16 protein-coding genes are annotated in these 17,072 nt (G+C 73.5%); 6 read left to right on the forward strand and 10 right to left on the reverse strand.

Annotated features, from left to right (window positions below; genetic code table 11):
• Positions 1-20 precede the first annotated feature (20 nt).
• Together purL and ACLQ3K_RS08870 are read left to right on the forward strand one after the other, a co-directional pair.
• Positions 21-2,288, forward strand: coding sequence for a phosphoribosylformylglycinamidine synthase subunit PurL (gene purL, locus ACLQ3K_RS08865; protein ID WP_224649189.1), 2,268 nt, complete (start codon positions 21-23; stop codon positions 2,286-2,288).
• On the forward strand, positions 2,288-3,679 hold the full coding sequence (locus ACLQ3K_RS08870) for an amino acid permease (RefSeq protein WP_425998629.1): 1,392 nt from the start codon (positions 2,288-2,290) through the stop codon (positions 3,677-3,679). The genes purL and ACLQ3K_RS08870 overlap by 1 nt, the downstream gene beginning before the upstream one ends.
• Here the strand turns inward: ACLQ3K_RS08870 and ACLQ3K_RS08875 are convergent.
• A complete protein-coding gene (locus ACLQ3K_RS08875) occupies positions 3,649-4,968 on the reverse strand; it encodes a sensor domain-containing diguanylate cyclase (RefSeq protein WP_224649175.1) in 1,320 nt (439 codons plus the stop codon). The genes ACLQ3K_RS08870 and ACLQ3K_RS08875 overlap by 31 nt on opposite strands.
• Positions 4,969-5,041: 73 nt before the next feature.
• On the opposite strand from ACLQ3K_RS08875, the gene ACLQ3K_RS08880 reads away from it, so the two are divergent.
• Both ACLQ3K_RS08880 and ACLQ3K_RS08885 read left to right on the forward strand, forming a co-directional pair.
• Entirely contained in the window at positions 5,042-5,869 is an 828-nt protein-coding gene (locus tag ACLQ3K_RS08880; protein WP_425998631.1) for an SAM-dependent methyltransferase, read from the forward strand.
• Positions 5,870-5,894: 25 nt separating this feature from the next.
• Positions 5,895-6,812 carry an MBL fold metallo-hydrolase gene (locus ACLQ3K_RS08885; protein WP_425998633.1) on the forward strand — a complete coding sequence of 306 codons (918 nt, stop codon included), beginning with the start codon at positions 5,895-5,897 and terminating at the stop codon, positions 6,810-6,812.
• 36 nt (positions 6,813-6,848) lie between these two features.
• Here ACLQ3K_RS08885 and ACLQ3K_RS08890 read toward each other — a convergent pair whose 3' ends face one another.
• From ACLQ3K_RS08890 to ACLQ3K_RS08920, 7 genes are all read right to left on the reverse strand, one after another.
• The gene (locus tag ACLQ3K_RS08890) at positions 6,849-7,604 is read right to left on the reverse strand and encodes an anti-sigma factor (protein WP_425998635.1); all 756 of its coding nucleotides are present in this window, start codon (positions 7,602-7,604) and stop codon (positions 6,849-6,851) included.
• A complete protein-coding gene (gene sigK, locus ACLQ3K_RS08895) occupies positions 7,601-8,167 on the reverse strand; it encodes an ECF RNA polymerase sigma factor SigK (protein WP_224649166.1) in 567 nt (188 codons plus the stop codon). Before sigK ends, ACLQ3K_RS08890 begins: the two co-directional genes overlap by 4 nt.
• 86 nt (positions 8,168-8,253) lie before the next feature.
• Complete coding sequence (locus ACLQ3K_RS08900; RefSeq protein ID WP_425998638.1) at positions 8,254-8,850, reverse strand: lipocalin family protein; 597 nt, start codon at positions 8,848-8,850, stop codon at positions 8,254-8,256.
• The gene (locus ACLQ3K_RS08905; protein WP_425998640.1) at positions 8,847-9,638 is read right to left on the reverse strand and encodes a DUF1295 domain-containing protein; all 792 of its coding nucleotides are present in this window, start codon (positions 9,636-9,638) and stop codon (positions 8,847-8,849) included. Before ACLQ3K_RS08905 ends, ACLQ3K_RS08900 begins: the two co-directional genes overlap by 4 nt.
• Complete coding sequence (locus tag ACLQ3K_RS08910) at positions 9,635-10,921, reverse strand: class I SAM-dependent methyltransferase (RefSeq protein ID WP_425998642.1); 1,287 nt, start codon at positions 10,919-10,921, stop codon at positions 9,635-9,637. The genes ACLQ3K_RS08905 and ACLQ3K_RS08910 overlap by 4 nt, the downstream gene beginning before the upstream one ends.
• Positions 10,918-11,640 carry a DUF1365 domain-containing protein gene (locus ACLQ3K_RS08915; RefSeq protein ID WP_425998984.1) on the reverse strand — a complete coding sequence of 241 codons (723 nt, stop codon included), beginning with the start codon at positions 11,638-11,640 and terminating at the stop codon, positions 10,918-10,920. The genes ACLQ3K_RS08910 and ACLQ3K_RS08915 overlap by 4 nt, the downstream gene beginning before the upstream one ends.
• Before the next feature lie 14 nt (positions 11,641-11,654).
• Positions 11,655-12,917 carry an NAD(P)/FAD-dependent oxidoreductase gene (locus ACLQ3K_RS08920; RefSeq protein WP_425998644.1) on the reverse strand — a complete coding sequence of 421 codons (1,263 nt, stop codon included), beginning with the start codon at positions 12,915-12,917 and terminating at the stop codon, positions 11,655-11,657.
• Positions 12,918-13,012: 95 nt separating this feature from the next.
• Between ACLQ3K_RS08920 and ACLQ3K_RS08925 the strand changes: the two genes are divergently transcribed.
• Together ACLQ3K_RS08925 and ACLQ3K_RS08930 are read left to right on the forward strand one after the other, a co-directional pair.
• Positions 13,013-14,359 carry a TIGR01777 family oxidoreductase gene (locus tag ACLQ3K_RS08925; RefSeq protein WP_425998646.1) on the forward strand — a complete coding sequence of 449 codons (1,347 nt, stop codon included), beginning with the start codon at positions 13,013-13,015 and terminating at the stop codon, positions 14,357-14,359.
• Between the two features lie 40 nt (positions 14,360-14,399).
• Positions 14,400-14,939 (forward strand): DUF4334 domain-containing protein, encoded by a 540-nt coding sequence (locus ACLQ3K_RS08930; protein ID WP_425998648.1) that lies wholly within the window; start codon positions 14,400-14,402, stop codon positions 14,937-14,939.
• Positions 14,940-14,960: 21 nt separating this feature from the next.
• Here the strand turns inward: ACLQ3K_RS08930 and ACLQ3K_RS08935 are convergent, their stop codons facing one another.
• Positions 14,961-15,536 carry a putative glycolipid-binding domain-containing protein gene (locus tag ACLQ3K_RS08935; protein WP_425998650.1) on the reverse strand — a complete coding sequence of 192 codons (576 nt, stop codon included), beginning with the start codon at positions 15,534-15,536 and terminating at the stop codon, positions 14,961-14,963.
• Between the two features lie 3 nt (positions 15,537-15,539).
• Positions 15,540-17,048, reverse strand: coding sequence for a glutamate-cysteine ligase family protein (locus tag ACLQ3K_RS08940; protein WP_224649150.1), 1,509 nt, complete (start codon positions 17,046-17,048; stop codon positions 15,540-15,542).
• Between the last annotated feature and the right edge of the window lie 24 nt (positions 17,049-17,072).

Raw genomic sequence — 17,072 nt, forward strand, 5'->3', positions numbered from 1 at the left:
CACCCGTCTAAACTGGGCTGGTGCACGTAGACACGGTCTCCCACGCCGCCTCCACGCCCGATGTCGACCAGCCGTACCGCGAGCTCGGACTCAAGGACGACGAGTACCAGCGGATCCGCGAGATCCTGGGCCGCCGACCCACCGACGCCGAGCTCGCCATGTACTCGGTGATGTGGTCCGAGCACTGCTCCTACAAGAGCTCCAAGGTGCACCTGCGGTACTTCGGCGAGACCACCACCGACGAGATGCGGTCGACGATGCTCGCGGGCATCGGCGAGAACGCGGGCGTCGTGGACATCGGCGACGGCTGGGCGGTGACCTTCAAGGTCGAGTCGCACAACCACCCGTCCTACGTGGAGCCCTACCAGGGCGCGGCCACCGGCGTGGGCGGCATCGTCCGCGACATCATGGCGATGGGCGCCCGCCCGATCGCCGTGATGGACCAGCTGCGCTTCGGCCCGGCCGACGCCCCCGACACCCGGCGCGTGCTCGACGGCGTCGTGCGCGGCGTCGGCGGCTACGGCAACTCCCTGGGCCTGCCGAACGTGGGCGGCGAGACCGTCTTCGACGCCTCCTACGCGGGTAACCCGCTGGTGAACGCGCTGTGCGCCGGCGTGCTGCGCACCGAGGACCTGCACCTGGCCTTCGCCTCGGGCAAGGGCAACAAGATCATCCTGTTCGGCGCCCGCACCGGCCTCGACGGCATCGGCGGCGTCTCCGTGCTCGCCTCCGAGAGCTTCGACGCCGACGAGAAGCCCAAGAAGCTGCCGTCGGTGCAGGTGGGCGACCCGTTCATGGAGAAGGTGCTCATCGAGTGCTGCCTGGACCTGTACCGCGAGAAGCTGGTGGTCGGCATCCAGGACCTCGGCGGCGCCGGCCTGTCCTGCGCCACCTCCGAGCTGGCGGCCGCCGGCGACGGCGGCATGTACGTCGACCTCGACCAGGTGGCCTGCCGCGCCCAGGGCATGAGCGCCGCGGAGATCCTCTCCTCCGAGTCGCAGGAGCGCATGTGCGCCGTGGTGACCCCGGAGAACGTCGACGCCTTCATGGCCGTCTGCGCCAAGTGGGACGTGCTCGCCACCGTCATCGGCGAGGTCACCGACGGCGAGCACCTCGTCATCGACTGGCACGGCGAGACCGTCGTCGACGCCCCCGCGCGCACGATCGCCCACGACGGCCCCGTCTACACCCGGCCCGTCGAGCGGCCCGCGTTCATGGACGCGCTCATCGCCGACACCACGTCGGGCCTGCGCCGCCCCGCCTCCGACGACGAGCTGCGCGCCACCGCGCTCAAGCTGCTGGCCTCGCCCGCGCTGTGCTCGCGCAAGTTCATCACCGAGCAGTACGACCGGTACGTCCGCGGCAACACCGTGCTCGCCGAGCACGCCGACGGCGGCGTCATCCGGATCGACGAGAGCACCCAGCGCGGCATCGCACTGTCGACCGACGCCTCGGGCCGCTACACCTACCTCGACCCGTACGAGGGCGGCCGGCTCGCGCTCGCCGAGGCCTACCGCAACGTCGCGGTCACCGGCGCCACCCCGAAGGCCGTCACCGACTGCCTGAACTTCGGCTCGCCGGAGGACCCGGGCGTGATGTGGCAGTTCCAGCAGGCGGTGCACGGCATCGCCGACGGCTGCGTCGAGCTCGGCATCCCCGTGACCGGCGGCAACGTCAGCTTCTACAACCAGACCGGCAGCACCGCGATCCTCCCGACCCCGGTGATCGGCGTGCTGGGCGTGATCGACGACGTGCGGCGCCGCATCCCGACCGGCCTCGGCACCGAGCCCGGCGAGACCCTCTACCTCCTGGGCGACACCCACGACGAGTTCGACGGCTCCATCTGGGCGCAGGTCGAGCACGATCACCTCGGCGGCGTGCCGCCGCGCGTGGACCTGGGCCGCGAGAAGCTGCTCGCCGACGTGCTCACCGCCGCGTCCCGCGACGGCCTCGTGTCCGCCGCGCACGACCTGTCCGAGGGCGGCCTGTGGCAGGCCGTCGCCGAGGCCGCGCTGGCCGGCGAGACGGGCTGCCGCCTGCTGCTGCCCGAGGGCTCCGACGCGTTCGTGCAGCTGTTCTCGGAGTCGACGGGCCGCGTCCTCGTCGCCGTCCCGCGCACCGAGGAGACCCGGTTCGCCGCGATGTGCGCGGCCCGCGAGCTCCCGGCCGTCCGCATCGGCGTGGTCGACCAGGGCAGCGACTCCGTCGAGGTCCAGGGCCGGTTCAGCGTGACGCTGGCCGACCTGCGCGCCGCGCACGAGGGCACGCTGCCCGCGCTGTTCGCCTGATGGCGGCACCGTCGGACGAGAACACCGCCGCGCCCGCCGAGGAGGGGCTGCACGCAGGGCTCCGCGCCCGGCACCTGATCATGATGAGCCTCGGCTCCGCGATCGGCGCCGGGCTCTTCGTCGGCGCTGGCAAGGGGATCGCGCTGGCCGGACCGGCGGTGCTCATCGCCTACGCCGTGGCGGGGCTCGTCGTCATCGCCGTGATGCGGATGCTCGGCGAGATGGTCGCCGCCGACCCGAACCCCGGCGCCTTCTCCTACTACGCCGGGCGTGCCCTCGGGCCCGGCGCCGGCTTCGCCGTGGGCTGGCTGTGGTGGGTGCAGCTGTGCCTGGTGGTGGCCGCGGAGGCCGTCGCCGCGGCGGCCATCCTCAACGGACTGCTGCCCGGCGGGCCGCCGGTGTGGGTGTGGGCGCTGGTCTTCATGGTCGCGCTGACCGCGCTGAACCTGGCCGGGGTCCGCGGCTTCGGCGAGTTCGAGTTCTGGTTCTCGCTGATCAAGGTCGTCTTCGTCGCGCTCTTCCTGGTCATCGGCGTCGGCTACCTGCTCGGCTGGACGTCGGCGCCCTCGCCCGGGCTGGGCAACCTCACCGATTTCGCGCCGCACGGCATCAGCGGCGTCGTCGCCGCCCTGCTGGTGGTGGCCTTCGCCTTCGGCGGGATCGAGATCGTCGCCGTCGCCGCGGCCGAGACCCGGGACCCGGAGCGCACCGTCGGGCGGGCCATCCGCGCCACGGTCTGGCGGATCCTGGTCTTCTACGTCGGCAGCGTCGCCGTGATCCTGCTCGCGCTGCCCTGGGACGACCCGGCCGTCGCGAAGGAGCCCTTCGTCGCCGTGCTCCAGGCCGCGGGGCTGCCCGCGGTGGGCACCACGCTCGGCGTGGTCATCGTGGTGGCGCTGCTCAGCTCGCTCAACGCGAACCTGTACGGCAGCTCGCGGATGCTCTACTCGCTCGCCGAGCGGAGGATGGCGCCCGCCGGCTTCGGGCGCGCGAACCCGTCGGGCGTGCCCGTCCTCGCGGTGCTCGCGAGCTCGGTCATCGGCTTCCTCGCCGTGCCCGCGACGTACATCTGGGGCTCCGAGGTGCTGGACCGGCTGCTCGCCGTCGTCGGGTCGACGCTCATCGTCACCTGGCTCGCCACCATCGCCTCGCAGATCGTGCTGCGCCGCCGCGCCGAGCGCGACGGGACGCGGCTGCCACTGAGGATGTGGGGCTACCCGTACCTCTCGTGGGCCGTCCTCGTGGTGCTGCTGGGCATCGTGGTCCTCGCGATCGCCAACGACGACGTGCGGTACCAGGTGCTCTCGACCTCACTGGTCGTCGCGCTGCTGTGGATCGCCGGCACCGTGCACGCGCGAGCTCAGGCCCGCCGGGCGTCCTTGGAGCGGTAGAGACCCGCGTCCGCACCGACGATCAGCGACTCCACCGAGGAGCCGGCCTCCGCGGTCGTGGTGGTGCCGATGCTCGCGCCGATCCGTACCGCGTGCGCCTCGGCGCCGCCCGCCGCGGGCAACTCGATGGGCGTGGCCAGCGCGCGGTGCACCAGCTGCGCGGCGTCGTCGGGCCGGAAGGGCGGGGAGACGAGCACCGCGAACTCGTCGCCGCCGACGCGGTACAGGGTGCCGACGCCGGCGAGCGCGGTCCGGATCCGCGTGGCCGTCGCGACGAGGAGCCGATCGCCCACCGCGTGCCCCAATCGGTCGTTGATCGCCTTGAAGCCGTCGAGGTCGATGAGGCAGAAGCCGACCCTGCCGGCGGGCGCGTCGGAGAGGTCCTCGCGCAGCCTGCGCCGGTTCGGTAGCCCCGTCAGCGCATCGTGATGGGCGAGATGGCTGAGCTCCGCGTGGGTCGCCCGCAGCTCCGTCACGTCGTGCCCCACGCCCACGAGTAGGGCCGGCCGGTCGCCCTGCGCCGGAACGCGGCTCAGGGCCCAGCGCCCGACGCTGGTGTCGCCCAGGAAGCGCAGCCGCCGGTGCTCGAGGAAGCGGGTGACCCCCTCGTCGTTCGCGTCCGCCAGCTCCCGCAGGACCCGCTCGACGTCGGCCGGGTCGTCGGCGAGGAGCGGCCGCACGTCGTCGCCCGACGCCCCGAGGAGCTTCGGATTGGACTCCATCATGCGGGTCATCGCGGAGCTCGCCTCGAGGAGCCGGCCCCGCTCGTCGGCGACGAAGACGGGGGAGCGGGCGTGCTCGAACATCACCCGCAGCCGGGCCTGCGCCTGCCGCTCGCCCTCCTCGGCGGACCGTCGGGCCAGCTGCGCCGCCCGGTGCACCACGGCCTGCCCGTCGATGATGCGGCGCGTCAGGGCCTCGGCGTAGCCGGCGGTGTACTCCGCGAGGATGAGGGCGGTCCGGCGCCGCACCTCCGCGGTCGGCTCCCGGACCAGCGCGTCGGGCAGGGTCGCGATCGCCCGTCCGCCGGCGGCGGCGCCCGCGGGCACCGTGATCTGCAGGGCGACGAGGAGGCGGCCCACGTCGCGACCCACCGCCGGGTCGAAGTCGTCGGCGCCGAGCGCGGCGATCACCGACTGGAACGCGGTGAGCAGCTCCGCCCGCACGACGGCGGCGGGCAGCGGGAGGTAGACGTCGTCCGCGATCGACATGAGGAACTCGTCCACCAGCAGCGCGACGACGGACTCACCGCGCGCGAGGAAGCCCAGCGGTGACGAGGATTCCCCCACTGCCCCTCCTCGATCCCGGTTCTGTCCGAGCACTCTACGCGGGGCGCCGAGTTCGGTTAGATTCGACGTTGCAATGACGAATCTCGAACCGCCAGACGCACCGTCGACGATCCCGCTGGACATGGACCGCCCCAACGGATCGCGGCTCTACGACTACTTCCTGGGCGGCACCAGCTACCTCCCGGTCGACCGGGATGCCGGCGAGGAGATCGCCCGGGAGGCCCCGCACTGGGCGCTCGGCGCTCGGCTCACCCGGACCTTCGCCCGCCGCGCGGTGCAGACGATGGCGAACGCGGGCATAGACCAGTTCCTCGACCTCGGCTCGGGCATCACGGCCGGCGGCACCGTCCACGAGCTGGCGCGGCTGGTCAACCCCGAGGCGCGGACCGTCTTCGTCCACCGCGAGCCGATCGCCTTCGAGCTCGGGCGCCAACTCGTCGGCGACGATCCGCACGCGGGGGTGCTCAAGGTCGACATCCGCGACCCCGACGCCGTTCTGAACCACCCCGTGACCCGCGGGCTCATCGACTTCGCCAGGCCCATCGGTCTGCTCGCCGTCGGCACCTTCGTCTTCGTCGGCGACGGGGACGACCCGGCCGGGCTGCTCCGCCGGTACCGGGAGCCCGCCGTCCCGGGCAGCATGATCGCCCTGTCGCACGTCTCCGACGATTCCGCCCACCCGGAGATCGCGGCCGAGCTGCGGTGGGTGCGGCGGCGCTACGAGCACACCAGTACGCCGCTGAACGTCCGTCCGCGCGCGGAGATCCTCTCCTGGCTCGAGGGCACGGAGATCCTCGAGCCGGGACTGGTGCGCTACGGCCGGTGGCGTCCCGAGTACCCCCTCACCGAGGCGCAGCTGCGCTGCGACTACGGCTACGTCGGCGTGGGCCGGATCGTGTGACGGGCGGCAGTGCCATCATGGGCCGATGAGGATCAAGCCCGGCCGTCCGAGGTTGTCGGACTACGCGGCCCTGGTCGACGACTCCACGGCGTCGCCGGCGGCGCCCGTCACCGTGACGTGGGCCGGCGTGACCACCCTGCTGATCAGCGACGGCGCGTCGGCCATCATGACGGACGGCTTCTTCTCGCGGCCGTCGCTCGTGTCGGTGGGGGTGCGCCGCCTGGAGCCGTCCGTTCCGCGGATCGACGCGGGGCTGGGGAGGCTGGGCGTCGAGCGCCTCGACGCGGTGGTGCCGGTGCACACGCACTTCGACCACGCGATGGATTCCGCCGTGATCGCGGAGCGGACCGGGGCGGTCCTGGTCGGTGGCGCATCCGTCGTGCACCTGGGTCACGCGCTGCCCGCCGCACAGGTGCGGGTGGTGCGCGACACCGCGCCGCGCGGCTTCGGCGGCTTCGACCTCACGTTGATCGAGGGCCGGCACTGCCCGCCCGACCGGTACCCGGGGCAGATCACCCGCCCGGTCGTCCCGCCGGTGCGCGCGTCGGCCTACCGCTGCGGGGAGGCGTGGTCGATGCTGGTGCGCCACCGCGCGTCGGAGCGCACGGCCCTCGTCGTCGGGAGCGCGGGCTTCGTGCCCGGGGCGCTGACGGGGCGCAGCGCGGAGGTCGTGTACCTGGGCATCGGCCAGCTGGGCCTGCAGTCCGGCGCCTACATCGAGCAGTACTGGACCGAGACGGTCCGGACCGTCGGCGCCCGGCGGGTGGTCCTGACGCACTGGGACGACTTCTTCCGGCCGCTGGACCGCGGGCTGCGCGCCCTGCCCTACGCGGGCGACGACCTCGACGTATCGATGGCGGCGCTCAGTCGGCTGGCGGCCGAGGACGGTGTGTCCCTGCACCTTCCGACGCCGTGGCGACGTACCGATCCCTGGAGGTCCTAGGTCTCCGGGGGATCGGGCCCCGCCGGCCGGCGCCGATCAGCGCGGCGCGATCGGCAGGGTCGTCACGATCCGGTCCGACGGAGTGGCCGCGCCGCCCGGGCGCTCGATCGAGATGCCGAACGTCACCGCGCCGTCGATCGACGTGACCGCCGCCGTCGTCGTGGGGCGCACGTCGGCCTGCGTCATCGTGCCGCGGGAGCGGGCGCCGCCGCCCGGGTCCATCAGCCACATCTGGTAGACGGTGCCGTCCTGCGGCGGCGGGACGTCGTTCATCAGCACCACGCCGGCGTTGCGCTCGCGGGAGTAGATGAACGAGATGGTCGCGTCGCCGACCCGCGCCTGCGTGGTCCGGGCGTCGGGCGCCGTGAGCACGATCTCGGTCTCCGACGGTGCCCGCCCGTCCTGTCCGGCGAGGACGGAGCGGCCGAGGACGACGCCGGCCGCGACGGCGACCACCACGACGGCCGCCGCGGCGACCGCGCGCAGCGCCGTGCGCGACGGCCGGCGGTTCCGGCGGATCGGCGTGACCCCGGGATCGTCGACCACCTGGGCCAGGACGCGCTCGAAGACCTCCGCGGGCGGCTCGACCCCGTACTGGGCGGCCTGCGCCGCCATCGTCTCGCGCACCGCATCGACCCGGGCGTCGAACTCCTCGCGCACGTCGGCGGCCGCGGCCTCGCGCGCCGCCTCGACGCCCGACCGCTCGTCGGCGTCGAGGGCGTGCAGGGCGTAGACCTCCGCATCGTCGAGGAGCGCGTCCCCGCTCCCGGTCCCTGCCGGCACGTCGCTCATGACAGCACTCCGAGGGGCTCGAGGCAGCGGCGCAGGCGCGCGATGCCGTCGCGGATGCGGCTCTTCACCGTGGCGAGCGGGGCGTCCAGCCGCTCCGAGACCTCGCGGTAGGTGTGGCCGCCGTAGTAGGCCATGGTCAGGGCGTCGCGCTGCGGTTCGCTGAGCGTGTCGAGGCAGTCGACCACCGCACCGGAGTCCTCCCGCTGCTCGCTGGTCTCGGCCACCACGTCGTGCGGGCGCTGGTAACTCGCATGGGCGAAGCTGTTCTCGCGCTCCCCGCGGGAGCGTTCGGCGCGGACCCGGTCGACGGACCGACGGTGCGCGATCGTCACGAGCCAGGACTCGGCGGATCCGCGGGCGGCGTCGAAATCGGCGGCCTTGCGCCACGCCTCGAGGTAGACCTCCTGCGCGACCTCCTCGCCGTAGCCGCGGTCGCCGATCACCCGCAGCGCCGTGCCGAAGACGAGGCGACCGGTACGCTCGTACAGTTCGCGGAAGGCCCCGACGTCGCCGGCGGCGGTGCGTTCGAGCAGGTCGTCGGCCTCGGTTCGCGCACGGGTCATCCGGGTGCCTCCTTCGTCCCGCGGTACGTTACCGGTTCCCGGCACACCGGACCGGATTCCGCCCCCGACCGCGGGGCGCGACACCGTCAGGGGAGCGCACACAGCGGCGCTATCCGCTCGAGTCCCCCGGTGGTCGGCGTGCTGAGGATCGTGCACGCGTTGTAGCCGAGCCGCTCCGCGGTGGCGCGCACCTGCGCCCACCGGGCGGGCGGCACGGCCGCCGTCCGCGACAGGACGAAGGCGCTGCGGCGCGCCGGATCGCCGACGAACGCCCAGGAGTAGTCGGGCGCCAAAGCCGCGACCACGTAGTTGGGCGGGCCGTCGAGGGCCTCCTGGGTCGGTACGCCGGGGAAGGAGACGTGGAGCTGCGCCGTGGTGCGGGGATCGGTGACGCGGGCGTTGCCCCGGATCGAGGAGGTCGACCCGGTCCACGTGGTGCACGTGTTGTGGACCGAGACGTTCGTCGCGTCGATGATCCGGTAGGTCGCCGTGGTGTCGCGCGCGCACTGCGCGCTGAACGGCGCGGGGATCGTGGCCAGCTGGTGCCAGGTGCCGGCGTAGCGGGCCACGTCGACCTTCGCGACGGGGCCGAGGGGCGCCGCGGCGGCCGGACCCGCGACGGCTGTCGCGACGGCGAGGGCGGCGGTGCAGGCGAGGGCGGCGGAGCGGGCGGTGCGGATCATCGGTTCTCTCCTCGGGGAGGTCGGGGGACGAAGAAGGACGTGCGGTCGGCGTACGCGGCCCAGCCGGGGCGCTCGCTCATGAAGCGCTCCAGGAGCCGGGCGCCCGTGGCGTACACCAGGAAGTAGGTCATGAGGACGGGGGAGAGAACGGTCAGCACACCCGGCCACGCGCTGGCCGCGATGAGCCAGATCCCCCACCAGGTGCAGGCGTCGCCGAAGTAGTTGGGGTGCCGGGTCCAGGCCCACAGGCCGCGGTCCATGATCAGCCCGCGGTGCGCCGGATCGGCCTTGAAGGCGCGCAACTGGTGGTCGCCGACGGCCTCGAAGCCGATCCCCGTCAGGGCGAGGAGGAGCCCCGCCGCCAGGACGACGGTCCACGGGCCGGTGGTGGGCCCGGCGGTGGTCGAGACCTGGACGGGGAGCGAGACGAACCACTGGGCGGCGCCCTGCACGACGAAGACCTTGCGGATCACGGTCGCGGTGCCGCCACCCGCTCGATTCAGCATGTCGGTGTAGCGCGGGTCCTCGCCCTTGCCCGCGGATTTCACCCACATGTGCCAGGACAGGCGCACGCCCCAGACCGTGATGAGCGCGGCGAGGAGGAGGGCGCGCGTCGCGTCGCCGTCGCCCAGCGCGGCCGCGATCCACGCGACGGCCACGATGCCCGCGCCCCAGGCGACGTCCACCACGTTGTACCGGCCGATGCGGTGACCCACGAGGAAGGTGATCGCCTGGACCGCGGCGAGGGCCGCGAGCGAGGCGGCGGTGACCAGGAGGAAGTCGCTCATCGCGCCGCCTCCGGTGCGAGCACGATCTGCTGCACGTCGAGGTAGCCCGACCGGAAGCCGGCCTCGCTGTAGGCGAGGTAGAACTCCCACAGCCGCCGGAACTCGGGTGCGTCCGCCGGTGGCGGCAGGCCGTCGGGATCCGCGAGGAAGCGCTCGCGCCACAGGCGCAGCGTCTGCGCATAGTGCGGGCCGAAGCGGTGCCGAGCGCGGACGGCGAGGCCGGCGGTTCCGGCGGCGGCCGCGACGGCCTCGGTGGAGGGCAGCATCCCGCCCGGGAAGACGTACTTCTGGATCCACGTGTACGTGCGCAGCGTGGCGAGCATCCGGTCGTGCGGCATCGTGATCGCCTGCAACGCGATCCGGCCGTGCGGTTCCACGAGCCGGGCCAGCGTCGCGAAGTACTCGTCCCAGTGCGCGGCGCCGACGGCCTCGATCATCTCCACGGAGACGACCGCGTCGTACTTCCCGTCGACGCGGCGGTAGTCGAGCAGGTCCACGCGCACCCGGTCGGACAGTCCGGCCGCGGCGATCCGCTCCAGCGCGAGGGAGCGCTGCTCCGTCGACAGCGTCACCGAGCGGACCGTCGCGCCCCGCGCCGCCGCGCGCAGGCAGAGCTCGCCCCAGCCGGTCCCGATCTCCAGCAGGCGCGTGCCGGGGCCGACGCCCGCGGCGTCGAGGAGGCGGTCGATCTTGGCGTGCTGCGCCTCCGTCAGTGCCGCCCAACGGGGTTCGCCCGCGTCCCCGGCGCGGGTCGTGCCGGGGTCGCCGTCGGGGATCTCCACCGCGGAGAACAGCGCGCTCGAGTAGGTGAGGGTCTCGTCGAGGAACGTCGCGAACAACTCGTTGGAGAGGTCGTAGTGGTGGGAGACGTTGTCCCGCACATGCTCGGGCGTGCCGATCTCCGTGCGGGGCCGAGCGGTGGCCGCGAGGCGGCGCAGCGACTGCAGCCACCGCGGCACCAGCTCGGGCATCCGCTCCGCCAGGGCCGTGAGCGCCGCGACCAGGTCCGGGGAGTCCCACTCGCCGGCCACATAGGCCTCGCCGAAGCCGATGAGCCGGGAGGTCCCGATCCTGCGGTGCACGGCGTCGGGGGAGCGGAGGACGATCGCCGGGCCCCCGGGCGCGGGATCGCCGGCGGTCGTGAGGGCGACGCCGCTCCGCTCGGCGGCGCGCGCGAGCAGGGTGCGGGCCGCGCGGCCGAGGACACGGGCGCGGAGCCCGGTGGGGACGGGGACACCGCGGTGGCCGGCGTGGGAGCTGCGGGGTGCGAGTTCGACGGTCACGGATGCGCTTTCTGGTCGGTGGTGTCGGGGCGGGGGACGAGCGGCAGGCCGGAGGCCCACAACCGGATGCCGTGCCGGCGGATCCGGACGGCGACGAGCAGTGGCACGAGTGGGGCGCGCAGCTGCGACAACAGGATCCGTCCCGGCGTCGCGGCTCGGCGGGTTCCCCGCCACTGGGCGGTGAACGGGGCCCGTCCGGGCCGTTCGAGCACCACGTCGATGGACAGTTCCCCGTCGGGTTCGGGCATCCGGAGGCGGTACACGCCGTCGACCGGGTGGAACGGGGAGACGTAGAACTCCTTGGCGACCGACGCGCCGTCCCGCGCCCCGGGGCCCAGCACGTAGGCGTGCCGCCCGCTGTAGGTGTTGTGCACCTCGGCGACGATCGCCCGGACCTCCCCGGCGGCGTCGTGGCACCAGAAGACCGTCAGCGGGTCGAAGACGTAGCCCAGGCAGCGCGCGTTGAGGAGGGCGGTGATCGGGCCGCCGGGAACGTCGGCGCCGTTGGCGCGCAGTGTCTCCTCGACCCGGCGGCGGAGGGTGTCGGCCCCGTCGGCGACGGGGGACAGGTGGTCGGCGGCCCGGAAGGAGACCAGCGGGCGCAGCCACCGCGGCACGGTCGGCGGAGCGTCGACGTCGATGAACCAGCTCGCGCTCCGGTGCCGGAAGCCGTGCTCGACGGGGGAGCGCCGCAGGTGGCCGATCTCGGTGTCGTACATCGCGGGCGGGCGGGTCACGGCGCGACCCCGGCCACGCGGCGGGCGGCGCGCAGGCCCGACGCCGCGCCGTCCTCGTGGAAGCCCCAGCCGTGGTAGGCCCCCGCGAAAGCGAGCCCCGGGCCGGAGATCTCGTCCAGGCGCCGGGCCGCCGCCACCGACTCGGTGGTGAACGACGGATGCTCGTACGGCAGCTCGGCGAGCACCCGCGCGGGGTCGACGAGGTCCTCGCCCCCGAGCGTCACCAGCGCGGTCTCGCGGCCGCGGGGCAGGCCCATGAGGCGGGTCAGGTCGTAGGTCACCGAGACCGGCCGTCCGTCGCCGGTGGCGAGGTAGTTCCACGAACCGCGGGCGTTCTGGGTTCGCGGCAGCAGCGAGGTGTCCGTGTGCAGCAGAGCGGGATTCGGGGTGTACCGGATCGCGCCCAGCAGCTCGCGCTCGAGGGCGGTCGGCGGGTCGAGGAGCGCCAGTGCCTGGTGCGGGTGGACCGCGACCACGGCACCGTCGAACTCCTCCGCGGTCCCGGCGTCGTCGACGATCCGCACGCCCCGGTCCGTGCGTGCCAGACTGCGGACCCCGGTGCCGGTCCGCACGTCGGCGACGCCCGCAGCGACCTTCTCGACGTACCGGGCGGACCCACCGACGACGGTGCGCCACTGCAGCGACCGCCCGACGGTGAGCATGCCGTGGTTGTCGAGGAACCGGAACAGGTGGCGGGCAGGGTAGGCGTCGACGTCGTCGGGCGGGCACGACCACACGGCCGCCACCAGCGGGCGGAGGAAGCCCTCCACGAGGCGCTCGCTGAAGTCCTCGCGCAGGACGAACGCGCCGAGCGGCAGGTCCGCCGCGTCGCCGTGGAGGTGGTCGCGCGCGCGGCGGTGGAACCGCGGCACCTCCGCGAGCAGCCGCAGGTGGTCGGCGTCGATCAGGTGGCGCGGCGTGGGCAGGAGGCCGCGGATCCCCTTGCCGCCCGCGAACTCGACGCCGCGCGCGTCGTCGCGGATCGACATGCTCATCTCGGCGTCCCGCGTGGCGATGCCGAGCTCCTCGAACAGGCCGCACAGCACGGGGTAGGTGCGGTCGTTGTGCACGAGGAACCCGGAGTCCACCTGCACCGGATCGGCGAACCCGAGGTCGACCGCATGGGTGTGGGCGTGCCCACCCAGACGGATGTCCCGCTCGTAGAGCGTGACCCGGGCCGACCGGCTCAGCTCGTGCGCCGCGACGAGTCCACCGACCCCGCTGCCGATCACCGCGAAGCGCTTGTTCGCATCGTTCATGCCCGTCATTCGGAGCCGCGGCGCCGCCGGATGGGAACGGGCGCGGAGAGATTTTTCACCGTGTGCGCCCGGTGCGGCGCGGTTAGCGTGGAGCCATGGGAATTCACGGATCCGCAGTCGTCGACGCCCCCGTCGACGAGGTCTTCGACTGGTTCTCCCGCCCCGGGGCGTTCGCCCGCCTCCAGGCGCCCTGGCTGCCGATGCGGCTCCGGTCGCAGGCGACGTCGCTCGCCGACGGGGTGACGGTGATCGACCTCCCCGGCGGCCTGCAGTGGCGCGCGGTGCACGACCCGTCGGAGTACGTGGCCGGGCGGCGCTTCGTCGACGAGGTCTCCGCGGGCGGCGCCCGGTCCCTGCCCGCGGGCCTGTTCCCGTGGCGGCACGTCCACGGCTTCGAGCCCGTCGACGCGACCCGCACCCGGGTGACCGATGAGGTGCACACCCCGGTCCCCGAACGCCTGCTGTCCGAGGTCATCGCCTTCCGCTACCGGCGCCTCGCCGGGGACCTCGCCGCGCACCGTCGGGCGGCCGACGCGGGCCTTAGGCCGTCCACGATCGCCGTGACGGGCGCGTCCGGCCTCGTGGGCACCGACCTCGCGGCGTTCCTCAGCACCGGCGGGCACCGGGTGCTGCGGCTGGTCCGCGGCGAGCCGCGGTCCGACGACGAACGCCGCTGGGATCCCGCCGCGCCGGACCCCGCCGCCCTGGACGGGGTGGACGCCGTCGTGCACCTCGCGGGCGCGAGCATCGCCGGACGGTTCACGCCGGCGCACAAGGAATGGATCGCGGCGAGCCGGATCGAGCCGACCCGGCTCCTGGCCCGCGCCGCAGCTCGGGCCGGCGTGCCCGTCTTCGTCAGTGCGTCCGCCGTCGGCTGGTATGGGCGCGACCGCGGCGACGAGATCCTCACCGAGGAGTCGGCGGCGCCCGCGGAGCCCGACTTCCTCGCCGATGTGGTGCGCCGCTGGGAGGCCGCCGCGCACGACGGGGCCGGCGACGGGACCCGCGTGGTCACCGTGCGCACCGGGATCGTCCAGGCGCCGCAGGGCGGCACGCTCAAGCTGCTGCTGCCGCTGTTCCGCGCGGGACTCGGCGGCCGGCTCGGCGACGGCCGCCAGTGGCAGCCGTGGGTCGGCATCGACGACCTCGTCGACGTCTACCACCGCGCGCTGTGGGACACCGGCCTGTCGGGGCCCGTCAACGCCGTCGCGCCCGGCGTCGTTCGCAATGCCGCGTACACCCGCGCCCTCGGCCGGGCCGTGCACCGGCCGACCCTGCTCCCGGTCCCGGCGTTCGGTCCGGCGCTCCTCCTGGGGCGCGAGGGCGCGGACGACCTGGCGTTCGCCTCCCAGCGGGTGCGGCCCGCCGTGCTGGAGGAACGCGGCCACTCCTTCCGGTACCCCGCGGTCGACGACGCACTCTCGCACCTGCTCGGCGGCTGAGCGCGTACCGTCGGGTCGACGGCGCCGACGAGGAGGACCGATGACCACGACACCCGGAGCACCGGCGGCGGAACTGGCCCGCCTGCAGGCCGCGGGCACCGCGACCGAGGCCTTCGCGCTCTACGACGCGCTGCCCGCGGTGCAGGTGGCGGACATCCTCGGCGACTGGCGGGGTGAGGGCCTCGACACCGGCCACCCCATGGACGGGCTGCTCGAGCTGTACGGCTGGCACGGCAAGCGTTTCGCCTCCGCGAACGACGTCCAGCCGCTCGTCTTCGACGGTCCGCGCGGCCCCTACCCGGTGAACCCCGCCGCGATGCCGCTGGGCGCGTCGATGCGGCTGCCGCGGGCGCTGCTCACCGCGACGGCGCCCCTGGCCCGCCGCGGACTGCGGCTCGTGCGCACGTCGAAACCCCGTGCGCGGCTGCGGATGATGGAGCACCGCGGCGTCGTCACCGCGACGATGAGCTACGACGCGCTGCCCATCAACGACCACTTCCGCCGCGTCGACGACGCGACCCTGCTGGGCATCATGGACCTGCGCGACGTGCCGCCGTTCTTCTTCGTGCTGCGCCGCTGAGCGTGAGCGCGGCCGCGCCGCTCAGGAGTACCGGACGGCGATCCCCGGATAGTCGAGGACGAGTCCCGCGGTGTCGTAGCGCAGCTCGCACGCGAAGTCGAACGTCGATGACGCGTAGTCGAAGCGGGGCCCGTCGGTGGTGTCGATCAGGGTGTAACTCTGCTCGAGCCGGTGCACGGTGAGGTCGGCGCGGACGAACGCCGCGGGGACCTCGACCGCCGTCCCGGGCTCGAAGTCGATCCGGTGGACGGGCAGCGTGTTCGTGACGGCAGAGGACTCGAAGTCCACGTCGACGCAGCCGTCGAGCTCGGGCCGGTGGCGGCCGTCGACGGTCCACCGGCCGTCCGGGCCGCGTCGCAGTTCCGTCGTGCGGTCGGTCCCGTCGATCAGTCCCGTGGCGCGGACCGTGCGCGTCGCCCACGCCTCGTCGACCTCGATCGTGTAGCCGACCGACCAGAGCGTCCCGGCCTCGTCGGCGGTGGTGCGGCCGGTGAGCAGTGTGCCGGCGGAAGCGGTTCGGAAGAAGACGATCTCGAACCCCGCGCGGGCCTCCCGATGCGTCCACGAGGCGCTCGGAGGTGCCGGAGCGAGGTACACGGGTCACACCTCCCAGGTGTGCACCGGGTTCCCCTCGTGCATGAGCTGCACGTAGTCGGCGAGCATGCCGCGCAGCGCCCGCTCGCGGGACTCGCCCGCGGCCTCGCGGTTCGCGACGGCCTGCCGCTGCCACGACGAGCCGGTCTGGCGCTGGATGCAGCGGCCCTCGAGCACCTGCATGTACCGCTCGCGCGACTTCGAACCGACGCCGTAGGACTTGAGGCCGGCGTCCATGAGCGGCAGCAGGCGGCGCAGCACCAGCTCATCGGGCCGGATCCAGCCGACGTTGGGCCAGTAGAGCCCGGCGTCGAAGGCGTCGCGGGCGCCGGAGTGCAGGTTCTCGGTGGCGGCGTCGAAGCTCATCTGGGTCCAGATGGGGCGGTCGGCCTCCACCAGCGCGCGGACCACGCCGTAGTAGAAGGCGGCGTTCGCCATGGTGTCCACCACCGTCGGGCCCGCGGGGAGCACCCGGTTCTCCACCCGCAGGTGGGCGTGCCCGTCGACCACGTCGTAGACGGGGCGGTTCCAGCGGTAGACGGTGCCGTTGTGCATCCGCAGCTCGGGCAGCTCCGGCGACTCGCCGCGGGAGACCACCTCGAGCGGGTCCACGTCGCTGCACACCGGCAACAGCGCGGGGAAGTAGCGGGTGTTCTCCTCGAACAGGTCGAAGGTGGACGTGATCCACCGCTCGCCGAACCAGACCCGCGGCCGCACACCCTGATTGCGCAGCTCGATGGGCCGGGTGTCGGTGGCCTGCTCGAACAGCGGGATGCGGGTCTCGTGCCACAGCGCCTTCCCCGCGAGGAAGGGGGAGTTCGCGGCGATCGCCACCTGCACGCCCGCGATGGCCTGCGCGGCGTTCCAGTGCGCCGCGAAGTCCTCGGGCGCCACCCGCAGGTGCAGCTGCAGCGACGTGCACGCCGCCTCGGGCAGGATGGTGTCCGAGGTGATGTCGAGCCGCTCGCCGACCACCGCGCCGGGCAGCGGGGCGCCCTCGATGTCGATCTCGATGTCCTCGCCGCGGGCGGCGAAGACCTGTTCGTTGAGCAGGTCGTACCGCGGGTTCGCGGAGAACCACTGCTTGCCGAAGTGCTCCTCCTCGAGGGTCGGGAGCATGCCGATCATGACCAGGTTGGAGCCCGCCGCCCGGGCCCGCTCGTCGGCCCGGTTCAGCGAGTCCCGCAGCGAGTCCTCGAGGTTCTCGGTGCTCTGGTCGACGAACGGCCTTGGCGCGACATTGATCTCGATGTTGAACTGACCGAGCTCGGTCTGGAAGTCCGGGTCGGCGATGGCGTCCAGCGCCTCGGCGTTCGCCATGGCCGGCTCCATCTCGTCGTCGACGAGGTTGAGCTCGACCTCCATGCCGAGCAGCGGCTCCGGCGGCGCACCGTCGTCCGTGAACAGGCCCTCGGCCAGCATGCGCGCGATGGCGTCCGTTCCGCGCTGGACCTGACGGCGGAACCGCATGCGGTCCTCGCGTGTGAACACCCTGGCATCGACATCGGCACCCATGGCTCGCAGCTTTGCAGAAGCGGC

Origin of the sequence: Tsukamurella sp. DT100 (assembly GCF_049844855.1) — a bacterium.
In the GTDB taxonomy this organism is placed as follows: Bacteria; Actinomycetota; Actinomycetes; order Mycobacteriales; family Mycobacteriaceae; genus Tsukamurella.

What these genes read in the sequence shown, in the direction of transcription:
- ACLQ3K_RS08870 (WP_425998629.1), top strand. Translation starts at nt 2,288, where the DNA reads ATGGCGGCACCGTCGGACGAGAACACCGCCGCGCCCGCCGAGGAGGGG.
- ACLQ3K_RS08880 (WP_425998631.1), top strand. Translation starts at nt 5,042, where the DNA reads ATGACGAATCTCGAACCGCCAGACGCACCGTCGACGATCCCGCTGGAC.
- ACLQ3K_RS08885 (WP_425998633.1), top strand. Translation starts at nt 5,895, where the DNA reads ATGAGGATCAAGCCCGGCCGTCCGAGGTTGTCGGACTACGCGGCCCTG.
- ACLQ3K_RS08890 (WP_425998635.1), bottom strand. Translation starts at nt 7,604, where the DNA reads ATGAGCGACGTGCCGGCAGGGACCGGGAGCGGGGACGCGCTCCTCGAC.
- sigK (WP_224649166.1), bottom strand. Translation starts at nt 8,167, where the DNA reads ATGACCCGTGCGCGAACCGAGGCCGACGACCTGCTCGAACGCACCGCC.
- ACLQ3K_RS08900 (WP_425998638.1), bottom strand. Translation starts at nt 8,850, where the DNA reads ATGATCCGCACCGCCCGCTCCGCCGCCCTCGCCTGCACCGCCGCCCTC.
- ACLQ3K_RS08905 (WP_425998640.1), bottom strand. Translation starts at nt 9,638, where the DNA reads ATGAGCGACTTCCTCCTGGTCACCGCCGCCTCGCTCGCGGCCCTCGCC.
- ACLQ3K_RS08915 (WP_425998984.1), bottom strand. Translation starts at nt 11,640, where the DNA reads ATGTACGACACCGAGATCGGCCACCTGCGGCGCTCCCCCGTCGAGCAC.
- ACLQ3K_RS08920 (WP_425998644.1), bottom strand. Translation starts at nt 12,917, where the DNA reads ATGAACGATGCGAACAAGCGCTTCGCGGTGATCGGCAGCGGGGTCGGT.
- ACLQ3K_RS08925 (WP_425998646.1), top strand. Translation starts at nt 13,013, where the DNA reads ATGGGAATTCACGGATCCGCAGTCGTCGACGCCCCCGTCGACGAGGTC.
- ACLQ3K_RS08930 (WP_425998648.1), top strand. Translation starts at nt 14,400, where the DNA reads ATGACCACGACACCCGGAGCACCGGCGGCGGAACTGGCCCGCCTGCAG.
- ACLQ3K_RS08940 (WP_224649150.1), bottom strand. Translation starts at nt 17,048, where the DNA reads ATGGGTGCCGATGTCGATGCCAGGGTGTTCACACGCGAGGACCGCATG.